At 74.4% G+C, this 13,313-nt stretch carries 14 protein-coding genes, 1 tRNA gene and 3 pseudogenes; 14 read left to right on the top strand and 4 right to left on the bottom strand.

The window, feature by feature from the left end:
• Positions 1-29: 29 nt before the first annotated feature.
• Together MF408_RS26625 and MF408_RS06025 are read left to right on the top strand one after the other, a co-directional pair.
• Positions 30-236 (top strand): annotated as a pseudogene (locus MF408_RS26625) (penicillin acylase family protein); the annotation flags it as partial.
• Between the two features lie 112 nt (positions 237-348).
• A complete protein-coding gene (locus MF408_RS06025) occupies positions 349-1,884 on the top strand; it encodes a penicillin acylase family protein (protein ID WP_240250659.1) in 1,536 nt (511 codons plus the stop codon).
• Positions 1,885-1,909: 25 nt separating this feature from the next.
• Here the strand turns inward: MF408_RS06025 and MF408_RS25025 are convergent, their stop codons facing one another.
• Together MF408_RS25025 and MF408_RS25020 are read right to left on the bottom strand one after the other, a co-directional pair.
• Positions 1,910-2,029, bottom strand: coding sequence for a hypothetical protein (locus MF408_RS25025; protein WP_275693440.1), 120 nt, complete (start codon positions 2,027-2,029; stop codon positions 1,910-1,912).
• Positions 2,030-2,150: 121 nt separating this feature from the next.
• Positions 2,151-2,525 (bottom strand): annotated as a pseudogene (locus MF408_RS25020) (5-formyltetrahydrofolate cyclo-ligase); the annotation flags it as partial.
• 22 nt (positions 2,526-2,547) lie between these two features.
• Here MF408_RS25020 and MF408_RS06015 point away from each other — a divergent pair.
• The 5 genes and pseudogenes from MF408_RS06015 (at position 2,548) to MF408_RS26620 (ending at position 7,111) form a co-directional block, all read left to right on the top strand.
• Positions 2,548-3,933: a UTP--glucose-1-phosphate uridylyltransferase gene (locus MF408_RS06015; protein ID WP_240250658.1), complete on the top strand. Its 1,386-nt coding sequence runs from the start codon at positions 2,548-2,550 to the stop codon at positions 3,931-3,933.
• A 72-nt stretch (positions 3,934-4,005) separates the two neighbouring features.
• Positions 4,006-5,232 carry a gephyrin-like molybdotransferase Glp gene (gene glp, locus MF408_RS06010; protein WP_240250657.1) on the top strand — a complete coding sequence of 409 codons (1,227 nt, stop codon included), beginning with the start codon at positions 4,006-4,008 and terminating at the stop codon, positions 5,230-5,232.
• Positions 5,229-5,703, top strand: a pseudogene (gene moaC / locus MF408_RS06005) (cyclic pyranopterin monophosphate synthase MoaC). Before glp ends, moaC begins: the two are co-directional and overlap by 4 nt.
• Complete coding sequence (locus MF408_RS06000; protein ID WP_345893854.1) at positions 5,700-6,179, top strand: molybdopterin-binding protein; 480 nt, start codon at positions 5,700-5,702, stop codon at positions 6,177-6,179. The pseudogene moaC and the gene MF408_RS06000 overlap by 4 nt, the downstream one beginning before the upstream one ends.
• Positions 6,176-7,111, top strand: coding sequence for a GNAT family protein (locus MF408_RS26620; protein WP_345893853.1), 936 nt, complete (start codon positions 6,176-6,178; stop codon positions 7,109-7,111). The genes MF408_RS06000 and MF408_RS26620 overlap by 4 nt, the downstream gene beginning before the upstream one ends.
• A 357-nt stretch (positions 7,112-7,468) precedes the next feature.
• Here MF408_RS26620 and MF408_RS05990 read toward each other — a convergent pair whose 3' ends face one another.
• Positions 7,469-7,627 carry a hypothetical protein gene (locus tag MF408_RS05990; RefSeq protein ID WP_240250656.1) on the bottom strand — a complete coding sequence of 53 codons (159 nt, stop codon included), beginning with the start codon at positions 7,625-7,627 and terminating at the stop codon, positions 7,469-7,471.
• 71 nt (positions 7,628-7,698) lie between these two features.
• Here MF408_RS05990 and MF408_RS05985 point away from each other — a divergent pair, with 71 nt between their 5' ends.
• The 4 genes from MF408_RS05985 to MF408_RS05970 all read left to right on the top strand — a co-directional run bounded on the left by MF408_RS05985 (position 7,699) and on the right by MF408_RS05970 (position 9,317).
• A complete protein-coding gene (locus tag MF408_RS05985) occupies positions 7,699-8,049 on the top strand; it encodes a hypothetical protein (RefSeq protein ID WP_240250655.1) in 351 nt (116 codons plus the stop codon).
• Positions 8,050-8,080: 31 nt separating this feature from the next.
• Positions 8,081-8,653, top strand: coding sequence for a hypothetical protein (locus MF408_RS05980; protein ID WP_240250654.1), 573 nt, complete (start codon positions 8,081-8,083; stop codon positions 8,651-8,653).
• A gap of 80 nt (positions 8,654-8,733) precedes the next feature.
• Positions 8,734-9,048, top strand: a complete 315-nt coding sequence (locus MF408_RS05975; RefSeq protein ID WP_240250653.1) for a hypothetical protein — start codon at positions 8,734-8,736, stop codon at positions 9,046-9,048.
• A gap of 196 nt (positions 9,049-9,244) precedes the next feature.
• A tRNA-Ala gene (locus MF408_RS05970) sits at positions 9,245-9,317 on the top strand.
• 63 nt (positions 9,318-9,380) lie between these two features.
• Here the strand turns inward: MF408_RS05970 and MF408_RS05965 are convergent.
• Complete coding sequence (locus MF408_RS05965; protein WP_240250652.1) at positions 9,381-10,157, bottom strand: FCD domain-containing protein; 777 nt, start codon at positions 10,155-10,157, stop codon at positions 9,381-9,383.
• Between the two features lie 254 nt (positions 10,158-10,411).
• Between MF408_RS05965 and MF408_RS05960 the strand changes: the two genes are divergently transcribed.
• The 3 genes from MF408_RS05960 to MF408_RS05950 are packed head-to-tail and all read left to right on the top strand — an operon-like array spanning position 10,412 to position 13,238.
• On the top strand, positions 10,412-11,503 hold the full coding sequence (locus tag MF408_RS05960; RefSeq protein ID WP_240250651.1) for a hypothetical protein: 1,092 nt from the start codon (positions 10,412-10,414) through the stop codon (positions 11,501-11,503).
• The gene (locus MF408_RS05955) at positions 11,500-12,375 is read left to right on the top strand and encodes an ABC transporter ATP-binding protein (protein ID WP_240250650.1); all 876 of its coding nucleotides are present in this window, start codon (positions 11,500-11,502) and stop codon (positions 12,373-12,375) included. The genes MF408_RS05960 and MF408_RS05955 overlap by 4 nt, the downstream gene beginning before the upstream one ends.
• The gene (locus MF408_RS05950; RefSeq protein ID WP_240250649.1) at positions 12,372-13,238 is read left to right on the top strand and encodes an ABC transporter permease; all 867 of its coding nucleotides are present in this window, start codon (positions 12,372-12,374) and stop codon (positions 13,236-13,238) included. Before MF408_RS05955 ends, MF408_RS05950 begins: the two co-directional genes overlap by 4 nt.
• Positions 13,239-13,313: the final 75 nt, after the last annotated feature.

Genomic DNA, 13,313 nt, shown 5'->3' with positions numbered 1-13,313 from the left:
AGCACCCGCCGATCGTCGAGCAGGGCGCGGTGGTCGGCCGGGTCTTCGACCAGGACGCCGGCGGCGCCGCGGCGCAGCGGCCGCCCACGGGTCCGGCGGTGGAGGAGGCGCTCGCGGCGGTGCGGGAGGCGGCCGCCGCCGTGCCTCCGCTCCTCGGCCGCGGCGACGGCGTCGGCAGCAACGCCTGGGCGGCCTCCGGCGACCGCACCACCACCGGGGCGCCGATCCTCGCCAACGACCCGCACCTCGGCGTCTCGGTGCCGGGCGTGTGGATGCAGGTCGGGCTCCACTGCCGGGCGGTCACCCGCGAGTGCCCCCCTCGACGTCGCGGGCTTCAGCTTCTCCGGCGTGCCGGGGGTGGTGATCGGCCACAACGCCGACATCGCCTGGGGGTTCACCAACCTCGCGCCGGACACGACCGACCTCTACGTCGAGCGGATCCGCGGCGACCGCTGGCAGCACGGCGGGCGGCTGCGACGGCTCGCCACCCGCGTCGAGACGATCGAGGTGCGCGGCGGCGACGACGTCGAGCTGACCGTCCGCGCCACCGCGCACGGCCCGATCCTCTCCGACGTGGCGGGCGACCTCGGCGAGCTGGTGACCGACGCGGGGGAGAGCGGCGTCGTGCCGCACCGGGGCTCCTGGGAGCACGCGGTCTCGCTGGCGTGGACCGCGCTCGACCCCCACCCGACGGCCGACGCGCTGTTCGCGCTCAACGTCGCCCACGACTGGCGCTCCTTCCGCGCCGCCCTCGCCGACTTCGCGGCCCCCGGCCAGAACGTCGTGTACGCCGACACCGCGGGCCACGTCGGCTACCAGGCGACCGGGCGGGTGCCGGTCCGGCGGGCCGGCAACGACGGGCGGCTGCCCACCGCCGGCTGGCTGCCGCGCAACGACTGGACCGGCCGCTACGTGCCGTTCGACGCCCTGCCGCGGGTGCTCGACCCGGAGTCCGGTCTCGTCGTCACCGCCAACCAGGCGGTGGTCGGCGACCGCAGCGGCTACCCCTACCACCTCACCGACGATTGGGACCGCGGCTACCGGTCCGCACGGATCAGCGCGCTGCTGGAGGCCGACGACGCGCTGAGCGTCGACGACATGACGGCGGTGCAGCTCGACGACCGCAACCCGCTGGCGCCGGTCCTGACGCCGTACCTGCTCCGCGTCGAGCTGCCGCGCGGCTACTACTCCGACGGTCGCGAGCTGCTGCGGCGCTGGGACTTCCAGCAGCCCTCCGACAGCGCCCCCGCGGCCTACTTCAACGCGGTGTGGCGCCACCTGCTGGAGCTCACGTTCCACGACGAGCTGCCGGAGGAGCTGTGGCCCGACGGCGGGGAGCGGTGGTTCGCGGTCGTGGCCGACCTGGTGACCCGGCCCGGCGACCCCTGGTGGGACGACGTCGACACGACCACCGAGGTCGAGACCCGCGACCAGGTCCTGGAGGAGGCGATGCGCGCCGCCCGGGACGAGCTGACCGCGCGGCTCTCGCCCAACGCCGAGGAGTGGTCGTGGGGCCGGCTGCACCGGCTCGAGCTGCGCAACAGCACCCTCGGCGAGTCCGGGATCGGCCCGGTCGAGCGGCTCTTCAACCGCGGCGGCTGGGAGGTCGCCGGCGGCGGGTCGATCCCCAACGCGACCGGGTGGGACGCGGTCGAGGGCTACGAGGTGTCGTGGGCGCCGTCGATGCGGATGGTGGTGCCGTTGGACGACCTCGACGCCGCGCGCTGGATCTCGATGACGGGCGTCTCGGGCCACGCCTTCCACGAGCACTACACCGACCAGACCGACCTGTGGGCCCGCGGCGAGACCCTCCCGTGGCCGTTCGGCCGGGCCGCGGTCGACGCGGCCGCGGAGGACGAGCTGGCGCTGCTGCCGGCGGGCTGAGGGGCTCGGCCGCCCCCAGACCAGGTCAGAACCGCCGCACGCCGGCCGGCGACGCGGCGGCCGCGACCGGCATGTCGTGCGGCTCGGCGGGGACGGGCAGGCCGACCTCGTCGTCGTGGAGCAGCACGCAGGTGAACGTGCCCACCGGCACCCGGGCCAGCGCCCGGTCGTAGGAGCCGCCGCCGCGGCCGAGGCGCAGGCCGGTGGGGGGAGACGGCGAGGCCGGGGACGAGGACCACGTCGGCGGTCGCGACCGCGTCCGTGCCGAGGCGCGGGCCGAGCGGCTCGAGCAGGCCGCGGCGGGCCGGGGCCAGCGACGTGGGGCCGCGGTACGCCGACCAGTCGAGGTCGCCGTCGGGCAGCAGCACCGGCAGCACCACCCGCCGGCCCAGGTCGACCAGCCGGTCGAGCAGGGCCGAGGTCCCCGGCTCCGAGCCGACCGAGACGTAGCAGGCGACCGTGGCCGCCCGGCGTACCTCCGGGGTCGCGAGCAGGTGAGCGGCGATCGCCCGCGCCGCCTCCCCGACCTCGGTCAGCGGCCGCCGGCGCCGCGCCGCCAGCAGCTGGTCGCGCAGGGCGAGCTTGGCGACGGCGTGACCGGATTCACCACCGGGACCCGGGCGCGGTTGCGGACTCGGCACACGGCAAGCCTACGATCGGCACATGGGTAGCGCAGGGTTGGAGAAGGCACGGGCGAAGATGGTCGACGCCGGTGTCGATCCGGTAGCGATCGAGACGTTCGCCCACTACTACCGGCTCCTGGAGCACGGGGAGACCGGGATGATCCCCGAGTCGACCATCGAGCCGGTCGACATGGAGCGGCTGGCCGACGTCGAGGTGCCCGACGACGCCGCCGCCGAGGCGGTGCGGCACACCGCGGTCATCAAGCTCAACGGCGGCCTCGGCACGTCGATGGGCATGGAGCGCGCCAAGTCGCTGCTGTGCGTGCGCAAGGGGCTGTCGTTCCTCGACATCATCGCCCGGCAGGCGCTGCACCTCCGCCAGGCCTACGACGCGCCGCTGCCCCTCATCCTGATGAACAGCTTCCGCACCTCCGCCGACACCCTCGAGGCGCTCGCCCGCTACGAGGACCTCCAGGTGGAGGGACTGCCGCTGGAGTTCCTGCAGAACAAGGAGCCCAAGCTCCTCGCCGCCGACCTGATGCCCGCCAGCCACCCCAAGGACCCCGACCTCGAGTGGTGTCCGCCCGGCCACGGCGACGTCTACACCGCGCTGCGGGGCAGCGGCCTGCTCGACCGGCTCCTCGAGCAGGGCTACCGGTACGTGTTCATCTCCAACTCCGACAACCTCGGCGCGGTGCCCGACGCCCGCGTCGCCGGCTGGTTCGCGCAGTCCGGGGCGCCGTTCGCGATCGAGGCGGTCCGGCGCACCCCGATGGACAAGAAGGGCGGCCACTTCGCGCGCCGCAAGACCGACGGCCGGCTGGTGCTCCGCGAGACCGCGCAGACCCCCGACGAGGACAAGGCGGCGCTCGCGGACCTCGAGCGGCACCGGTTCTGCTCGACCAACAACATCTGGATCGACCTGCGGGCCCTGCGCGACACCCTCGACCAGCGCGACGGGGTGCTCGGGCTGCCGCTGATCCGCAACGTCAAGCACCTCGACCCGAGCGACCCCTCCACGCCGGAGGTGGTGCAGATCGAGACCGCCATGGGCGCGGCGATCGAGGTGTTCGAGGGCGCCACGCTGATCGAGGTCGACCGCGACCGGTTCGTGCCGGTCAAGACCACCAACGACCTGCTCGTGCTGCGCTCCGACGTCTACGAGATCGGCCAGGACTTCGCGCTCCGCCTGGTGGGCGAGCGGGTGCCGTACGTCGAGCTCGACGCCGAGCACTACAAGCTCGTCGGCGAGTTCGACAAGCGCTTCCCCGAGGGCGCGCCGTCGCTCGTGAAGGCGTCGTCGCTGCGGGTGGAGGGTGACTGGACCTTCTGCCACGGCGTGCAGGTCGTCGGCGACGTGGAGCTGCGGTCGAACCAGTCCAAGCGGATCGCCGCCGGCGAGGTCGTCTCCGGCAGGGATGGGTAGCCACCCCGGGACGCCGGTCGGGGAGCACCTCGAACGGGTCCTCGGGACGGTCGCGCCGCTCCCCCGGCGCCGGTGCCGTTGCCGGACGCGCTCGGGCTGGTCTGCGCGACCACGGTCCACGCGGCCGTGCCGGTGCCGCGCTTCGACCACGCCGCGATGGACGGGTACGCCGTCCGTGCCGCCGACGTCGCGGCCGCCGGCGACGGCGCCCCGGTCGAGCTGCCGGTGGTCGGTGCCGTGGCCGCCGGGGACGCGGCGGTGCCGGCGCTGGCCGCGGGCACCGCGGTGCGGATCATGACCGGCGCCCCGGTGCCGGACGGGGCCGACACCGTCGTGCCGTTCGAGTGGACCGACGAGCGCACCGGCCGCACCGGTCCGGTGCGGGTGCTGCGCGCGGCTCCGGCCGGGCGGCACGTCCGCCGCGCCGGTGAGGACGTCGCCGGCGGCACCGCCGTGGCCGCGGCCGGCGCCGTCCTCGGGCCGCACCACCTGGGCCTGCTGGCGGCGGCCGGACTGCCCGACGTGCCGGTGCACCCCGCGCCGCGGGTGGCCGTCCTGGCGACCGGCGCCGAGCTGGTCGGAGCGGGCGCGCAGCTCGACGACCTGCCGGGACAAGTGGTCGACAGCAACACCGTCGCGCTGGTCGCCGCGGTGCGGCGGGCCGGCGCCCGGGCGGTGCTGCCGGGCCCGGCGCCCGACGACACCGACCTCTTCCTCGACCGGCTGCAGCGGGCCGCCGACGCCGCCGACCTGGTGGTCACCACCGGCGGCATCTCCGCCGGCGACCACGACGTGGTGAAGGCGGCGCTCGGCGGGCGCGACGAGTTCTGGTTCGGCCCGGTCGCGGTGCGGCCGGGGCGGCCGCAGGGCTGCGGTGCCGTGCGGTCGGGCGACGGCCGGACGGTGCCGGTCGTGGCCCTCCCCGGCACGCCGGTCGCGGCGTTCACGAGCTGGTGCCTGTTCGCGCTGCCGGCGGTCCGCCGGCTCGCCGGACGGCCTGCCGGCGTCGCGCGCCGGCTGCCGCTGGGGGTGCCGGTCACCGCCGGCCCCGACCGCACCTCCGTCCTCCCCGCCACCGTCGACCGCGCGACCGGGACGGTGGCGCCGGCGGGACGTCGTACGGACGGGGCCGCCGGTGGCCCGCAGCGGATGACGTCCGCCGACCCCGCGCCCGGCGCCGGGCACTCCCTGCGGATGCTCGCGGCCGCGGACGCGTTGCTCCTCGTGCCGCCACAGGGGAGGCTGCTCCCAGCGGGCACCGACGTCGAGGTGATCCCCCTGGAGCCGGAGGACCGATGACCGAGCAGCGACTGACCCACGTCGACGAGCGCGGCGCCGCGCGGATGGTCGACGTGTCCGGCAAGGACGTCACCGCCCGCACCGCCACCGCCTCCGGGCGGGTGCTGGTCGCGCCCGAAGTGGTCGCCCTGCTGCGCGGCGAGGGGGTGCCGAAGGGCGACGCGCTCGCCGTCGCGCGGATCGCCGGGATCATGGGCGCCAAGCGCACCCCCGACCTGGTGCCGCTCTGCCACCCGCTCGCGATCGCCGGGGTCGAGGTCGACCTCGCGGTCGCCGACGACGCGGTCGAGGTGCGCGCGACGGTGCGCACCACCGACCGGACCGGCGTCGAGATGGAGGCGCTGACGGCGGTGTCGGTTGCCGCCCTCACGGTGGTGGACATGGTGAAGGCGGTCGACAAGCGGGCGACGATCACCGACGTGCGGGTCGAGACCAAGACCGGGGGGCAAGTCCGGGGACTGGGCGCGGTGACCGGGCTGCCGGCCACCGTGGTGGTGGCCTCCAACCGCGCCGCCGCCGGCGTCTACGACGACACGACCGGCCCGCTGATCGTCGCGGCGCTGCGGGAGCTGGGGTTCGAGGTCGGCGACCCCGTCGTCCGCCCCGACGGCGCGCCCGTCGGCGACGCGATCCGGGCGGCGGTCGCCGCCGGCGCGCGGGTGGTGCTGACGACCGGCGGCACCGGGCTCACGCCGACCGACCGCACGCCGGAGGAGACCCGCCCCCCTCCTCGACCGCGAGGTCCCCGGCCTGGCCGAGGCGGTCCGCGCCGCCGGCATCGCCAAGGGCGTGCCGACCGCGGCGCTCTCCCGCGGGCTCGCGGGGGTCGCCGGCGACTGCCTGGTGGTCAACCTCCCCGGCTCGCGCGGCGGGGTGAAGGACGCGCTCGAGGTTCTCACCCCGGTGCTGGTGCACGCCGTGGAGCAGGTGCGGGGAGCGACCATTGAGGCCCGACGAGCCGCTCCGCAGCCGCCCCCGCGAGCGGATGACCACCGCCACCCCGGGCCGGGCGTGGCCCAACGTGCTCATCTCCGGCACCGACCCGGTCGTCACGCTGCGCCCGATCCGCCGGTCCGACGCCCGCGCCTGGCGCACCGCCCGCCGGCGCAACGCCGCCTGGCTGGCCCCGTGGGACGCCACCGTCCCGCCCGGCGGCGAGGCGCGGCCGACGACGTTCGGCGCCCTCGTGCGGCGGCTCAACCGCGCGGCCCGGCGCGGGACGACGTACCCCTTCGTCATCGAGGTCGACGGCCGCTTCGCCGGCCAGGTCAGCATCAACAACATCGTCCGCGGCTCCGCGCAGTTCGCCTCCGTCGGCTACTGGATCGACCAGCAGTTCGCCGGCCGCGGCGTGATGCCGCGCGCCGTGGCGATGGCGATCGACCACTGCTTCTTCACCGCCCGGCTGCACCGGGTCGAGGTCTGCATCCGGCCCGAGAACACCAACTCGCTGCGCGTCGTCGAGAAGCTCGGCATCCGCGAGATCGGCTACGCGCCGCGGTTCCTCCACATCGACGGCGACTGGCGCGACCACCGGATCTTCGCCGTCACCAAGGAGGACGCGCCGCGGGGCCTCCTCGCGCGGCTGACGGAAGCGGGCGGGGGACGCGTCGGACCCGCGGTGAGGGGCGCTCTCCCGCCGGTGCCGGTGGGCGGTCTCGGTGCCTTGGCCGGCGGGCGGGTCGCCTCGGCAGCCGCAGATTCATCACGGTATGTCGACGAGCCTGCGCCTCCCACGGCGTACCCACCATGGGAAGCGGCAACTGACCTGCATACCTTGATGAATCTGCGCCGACCGCCACCGCCGACCCACTCGTCACACCAGTCACACAAGTCATTCCGTGACACACCGCTGGACTTGCGTCCCATCCTGCGCTAGCGGACCTAGCCTCTCGTCCGTGGACATGAGCGCGTTGATCTTCGTCGCCCTGGCGGTCGCCTGGGCCGTCTACCTGATCCCCAAGGCGCTCAAGCACCACGAGATCGACCGCGCGACGCGACCCGTCGAGAGCTTCTCCAACCGGATGCGGGTGCTCGCCCGGCGCGAGGCCGTCTCGGCGGACCGGGCGGCGCTCGTCGTCGAGCGGAAGGCCCCGGCACCGGACGCCGACGCCCCCGCCGAGCCGGCCGGCGCGACCGGAGCCGCCGACGCCGCCACCACCCCCACCGCCGACGCCGCCACCCCCCGACGCGGCCCCGGCCGACACCGGTGCCGCCGAGGTCGTCCGCACGGCCCTCAGCCCCCGCGCAGCGGCGCGCCCGCCGGGCCGCCGCCGCCCGCGCTGCGAAGCGGCGCCGGCGCGTCCTCGGCCTGCTCCTCCTCGCCAACCTCGCCGTGCTCGGGCTCGCCGCTGCCGGCGTGCTCGCCCTGGGCGTGGGTGGCCGCCCCCGCCACGCTGCTGGTCGCCTGGCTGGTCGCCTGCCGGCTGATGGTGCGTCGGGGAGCGCGCGGCCCGCACCGCGACCGTGCGGGTGCGCAAGCGCCGCACCACGATCGCCGACGTCGTGCTCGCCGAGGAGGACGCCCCCGACGACGGCGCGGACGCCGACGCCGCCGACGGCACCGAGGAGATCCCGGTCGTCGCCGCCGAGGAGCCGGTCGAGCAGCCGGGCGGCTGGGAGCCGGTGCCGGTGACGCTGCCGACGTACGTCGCCAAGGCGCCGGCGGGCCGGTCGGTCCGCACGATCGACCTCGACGCCACCGGCGTGTGGAGCTCCGGGCGCAACGCCTCGGACTCCGCGCTCGCCCGCGAGGCCGAGCAGCAGCGCGCCGCGCAGGCGGACTCCGCCGAGCAGCGACGCGTCTCGGGGGCCTGACAGCGGGCTCGGCGGGGTCCACACTGGACGGGTGCAGATCCTGCGAACCGTCGTCGCCCTCCTCGCCGTCGCCGCGCTCGCCCTCGGTCTCGGCAGCCCAGCGACCGCCGAGCCGGCGCCCGCCCGGGCCGACCTGGCCAGCCTGACCAGCCCGGCCCGCCCCGCGCCGCCGCTCGTCGTCGACGACCCGCGCGGCGATGCCGAGGGCGACCAGCGCCGCGGCCGCCGGGCCGCCGACCTGCTGTGGACGCGCTACGCCGTCGTCGACCGCACCCTCCGGGTGACCTGGCGGGTGGTCGACATGACCGTGCCGCTGACGCCGATCCTCGAGGTGGAGGGCCGGGTCGGCGGACGCAGCTTCACCGTCGACGTCAGCCGGGTCGGCCGCGGCCCGACCGGCGTCGAGCTCTGGATCGGCGCCGACGAGCGCCGGTGCCGCGGCCTCGGCGGCTTCAGCGACCGGCGCCGCGACGTCGGCGGGTTCTGGCTCCCGCTGCGCTGCCTCCCGGCCGGCCGGACGGCGCGGCTGCAGACGTTCGTCATCCTCGAGGCCGACCTCTTCGCCTCCGACAGCGGGCGCGCCGTCCGCCGCCGGATCCGCTGACCCGCGTCATCCGGCGACGTCCGGGTACCTCCCGCCCAGGGCCGGGACCGTCCCGGCCGCGACGACCTCCGGGAGCGACGATGACGCAGGACCCCGCCGACCGGCACCAGGACGACGGCGACTCGAGCGTGTCGGTGTCGCCCGACACCCGGCTCTCCGACCCCACCGACGGACACCCGCCGACCGAGCCGGCCGACCGCGACGACGCGACGTACGCCGCCGGCTCGGCCGACATCGACGACGAGGACGCCGACGGCGCCGACGAGGCCGACGAGGACCGGGCCGCCCGTGAGCGCGACGGCCTCTCCCGCACCGAGCACGACCCCGGCCCGCAGGGCACCGACGCGGACAGCGTCTCCGACGGTCCCGACCAGGAGTCCGGCTTCTACGGCTGAGGGCGCGCACGGGTAACCCCGGCCGCCCTGCTCCGTTGGCCCAGGTGGAAGTGCAGCTCCGCCACGCGGAGCGGTGCCCGGCGGCCGGCCCTGCAGCGGCCGCCGGGCACACCCTCGATTCGGCCGCCCCGGCGGGCGCCTGCTACCGTTTCTCCTCGCATCGGGCCGCCGGACGGCCGGTCGCACAACTCAACACGGGGCTGTGGCGCAGTTGGTAGCGCGTCTCGTTCGCAATGAGAAGGTCAGGGGTTCGAATCCCCTCAGCTCCACCGCAATCCGAGGGTCGTCAGGGTGAGAGTGACCCAGGGGTCACTCTCACCATGACGACCTCCTCACCCGCTCACTCGTAGCGCAGCAGGAACTCCTCGATCGCCTTCAGGTGCCGCACCATGCGGTAGCGGGCCAGCGCGGTGTCGCCCGCGACCAGCGCCTCGGCGATCGCGTCGTGCGCGTGCTGGGAGGCCTCCCCACCGGTCCGCGGCATCGGTGACCTCGTCCGGGCCGAACTGGCGCTCGGTGAGGCTGAGCAGGATGTCGACGAACAGGCGAATCGCCGGGTTCCCGGAGAGGTCCGCGACGACGAGGTGCAGCGTGTGCCCGTGCGGGTGACCGGCCGCCTGGTCCGAGGCCCGCTCCGGGTCGCGGTCCTCGGTGACCGAGCGTCGCAGCTTCCGGATGCCTGCCTCGTCGAGGTGCCGTCCGGCGAGGTCGATCGCAAGCGACTCGATCGCGATCCGGGTCTCGAACAGGTCGGCTGCGGAGACCTGCTGGTAGTCGAGGTAGAGCATCGCCGCCCTGCGGAACGAGCCGCCGTCGGGCGCCGTCACCACGAGGCCGCCGGACGGTCCCTGCCGCATCGCGGCCACACCGTGGTGCTCGAGCAGGCCGACGGCCTGGCGGAACACGGAGCGGCTGACCGCGTACTGGCGCAACAGATCCGGCTCGGTGCCGAGCGTCTCGCCGACCGGCCAGCCGGAGCGGACGATGTCGCTCGCGATCGCCGCCGCGACGTGCTCGGCGCGCTTGGCCGACGGCTCGACCGCGAACCGGGCGAGGACGTCGGACGCGGCGCTGCGCGCGGTCCCCGACGTCATGTCGGTGTCTCTCATCTGCACCTCGTATCTGGAGAAGGGCTAGCCCACACACCGTAAATCAGGATCCTTAATGTGTCCAGATATGTGGTCCACGGCACTGAAACGTCCTAGACTGCCGCTCAAGCGGCAAAAACAGTGACCTCAATGCTTGAAGTTGACGTCAACCAAGGTTTATGGTCGGCGCGTCGTCAGCCCGCCTCCTCCACCGACGCAGGAGCACGCAGCCGCGCTCGGCGTCGGCCGGAGGCCATCGCTCAAGGGAACTCCACATGCAGCCACGTTCGAACCGGGCGGTCCGCCGTCACCTCACCCAGCTGGCCGCGCTCGTCGCGGCAACGAGCCTCGTCGCGAGTGCCTGCGGCGGAGGCAGTAACGACGCCGAGGCCGATGACGGGTCAGCGAAGGGCTCCTGCCCGACCGGCGACCCGTTCGCTCCAGCCCCGCTGGACGAGGAGGCCAGCCTCACGGTCAACCTCCCCGCCCGCATCGACATCTTCGGTGCACTGCTCCTCGCCGACGCGCTGGGGGAGTTCGAGAAGGAGAACATCTCGGTCGAGATCCTGACCCTGCCGTCGGCGGACGCGGCGCCGCAGGTGGCCAGCGGCGACATCGACGTGATGGGTCGCGGACTCGACGCGGGCGCCTTCAATGCCCTGGACGCCGGCCTGGAGATGCGCTTCGTGTACCCCAACGGCTACCCGTCGCCGGACGACAAGTCCGGCTGGTGGTTCAGCTCGGAGATCGCCGCGCAGGGCCCCGAGGCGCTCGAGGGTGCCGTGCTGGCGTCGGCCGTCGGTGTGGGCTCGCCCGTCGTCCTGCCGTTGCTGGACCACCTGGAGGACGGAGGGCTGACGCTCGAGGACGTCGAGTTCCAGGTCGTGCCCACGCCGGACCTCCCCTGGCGCTCGAGAACGGCGCTGTCGACGGCGCCTACGTGTCCTCGCCGTTCTGGTCGGACATGGACGGCGCCGGGTTCGCGGAGTTCGCGTTCTCGATGGAGCCCCCCGACGGGCGGCTACATCTTCGGACCGCAGCTCCTCGGGGAGGACCGAGAGGTCGGCCAGGCGTTCCTGCGGGCCCTGGCGCGCACCGAGCGCGACCACCTCCAGGGCGACTACCTCGAGAACACCGAGGTGCGCGAGGCGCTGGCCGAGGGCATGGAGCTCGACGCCGCCGACCTCGCCCAGATGCCGGCTGCACAGTTCGACCCCGCCCCCGACATGGAGTGGGGCGCCGTCCTCGAGGAGCTGCAGACCGCCTGGCTGGAGGTCGGGGACGTCCTGACCTACGACGAGGCGATCGGCTACGACGAGGTCGTCGATCCCTCCTTCGCTGCTTGCATCCACGGGGACGGGGCATGATCGGCAGTCGGCACGCTCCCGAGCGGGTCGACGCCGTGGGAACGGTTCGTCTGGACAAGCGCGGCCCGGAGGCGGCGCCGTGGGCCGTCGACGCGGTCGGCGTCGGCAAGACGTTCCGAACCACGTCGCGGAGCGTCGAGGCGCTCCAGTCGATGGACCTCCGCATGCGCGAGGGTGAGTTCGTCTGCATCGTCGGCCCGTCCGGCTGCGGCAAGTCGACCTTCCTGCGGATCGTCGCCGGACTGTTGCCGCAGACGAGCGGCACCCTGCGGCTCCGGACCCGCTCCGACGCGATCGTTCCGATCGCGACCGTCTTCCAGGACTACGGCATCTTTCCGTGGAAGACGGTGCTCTCGAACGTGATGTTCGGCCTCCGGGTCAACGGGGTCGCGCGGCGGGAGAGCCGTGAGCGAGCACGTCACTGGCTGGGCCGGACCGGACTGTCGGACTTCGCCGACTCCTACCCGGCGACGCTGTCGGGCGGCATGCGGCAGCGGGTGGGGATCGCCCGGGCCCTCGCGGTCGAGCCCGCGGTCCTCCTCATGGACGAGCCGTTCGCGGCCCTGGACGCCCAGCTGCGCGAGATCCTCCAGGAGGAGCTGCTCGCGATCTGCGAGGCCGACCGGCGCACCGTCATCTTCGTCACGCACAGCCTCGAGGAGGCGCTCGTGCTGGGCGACCGGGTGTGCGTGATGTCCGCGCGACCCGGCCGGCTGCTCGCCGAGCGGGTGGTGCCGTTCGAGCGGCCCCGCGACCGCCACCTGCGTGAGTCGCCGCAGTTCGGTGCGATGCGGGCGGAGCTCTGGGACCTGCTGCGCGGCGAGGTCGAGCCGCAGCGTGCCGCACACGCCGTTGGAGGTGTGCGTCCGTGACCGTGGACCAACGGACCGCCCCCTCGGAGGTCACCCTGATCGAGACGGTGCGCCCGCGGGTAGGCCTCGAGGCGAGCAAGTCGCGGGTACGCCGTCAGGTGTGGCTCGAGCGGGGGCTCGCGATCGGTCTCCCGCTCGCGGCGATCGCCCTCTGGCAGCTGGCGTCCGACCAGGCGTGGATCGACAGCCGGCTCTACCCGGCGCCGACCACCATCGTCGACGAGGGCTGGCACCTGCTCGTCGACGGCAGGCTCCTCGGCGACATCCAGGCCTCGCTCTACCGGATCCTGGTCGGGCTGGCGATCGGCGCGACCTGCGGCCTGGTCGTCGGCACGGCGATGGGGGTGTCGAGGACGCTGCGAGCCGCGCTGGAGCCGACGCTGAACGCCATCTACGTGGTGCCCAAGATCGCCCTGCTGCCGGTGTTCCTCACCATCCTGGGGCTCGGGGAGGCGCCGAAGCTCGCCCTGGTGGGCGTGACCGTCTTCTTCTTCGTGTGGGTCGAGACGATGGAGACGATGGCCAACGTCCCCGAGGGCTTCCGGGAGGCGGGGCGCTCGTTCGGGGTCTCGCAACTCGGCATGCTCCGCCACGTCCTCGGGCCGGCGGCGCTCCCGCAGATCTTCGTCGGACTCCGGGTCGCGATGAGCGTCGCCGTGATGGTGAACACCGCAGCGGAGTTCATCGTCGGCGACGACGGCATCGGCTACCTGATCTTCAACGCTCGTGCGCTGTTCGCCGTGGACCGGATGTACGTCGGGATCGTGGTGGTCGCGCTGCTCGGGATGCTCCTCACCGCACTGATCGGAGCGGTCGGCCGATGGCTGACGCCCTGGCACCAGTCGAGCACCCGCATCCGCTGACAGTCCCGACCGGGTCGGGAGCAGCTCCCGCCCCGCCTATCGAAGGAGATCGTTCGTTGTCGTCGTACCCCGAGG

It is taken from the genome of Nocardioides sp. TF02-7, from assembly GCF_022437945.1.
Classification (GTDB): Bacteria; Actinomycetota; Actinomycetes; order Propionibacteriales; family Nocardioidaceae; genus Nocardioides.
The sequence above is the reverse complement of the archived record's forward strand: the minus strand, read 5'-3'. Positions and strand labels throughout refer to the sequence as shown.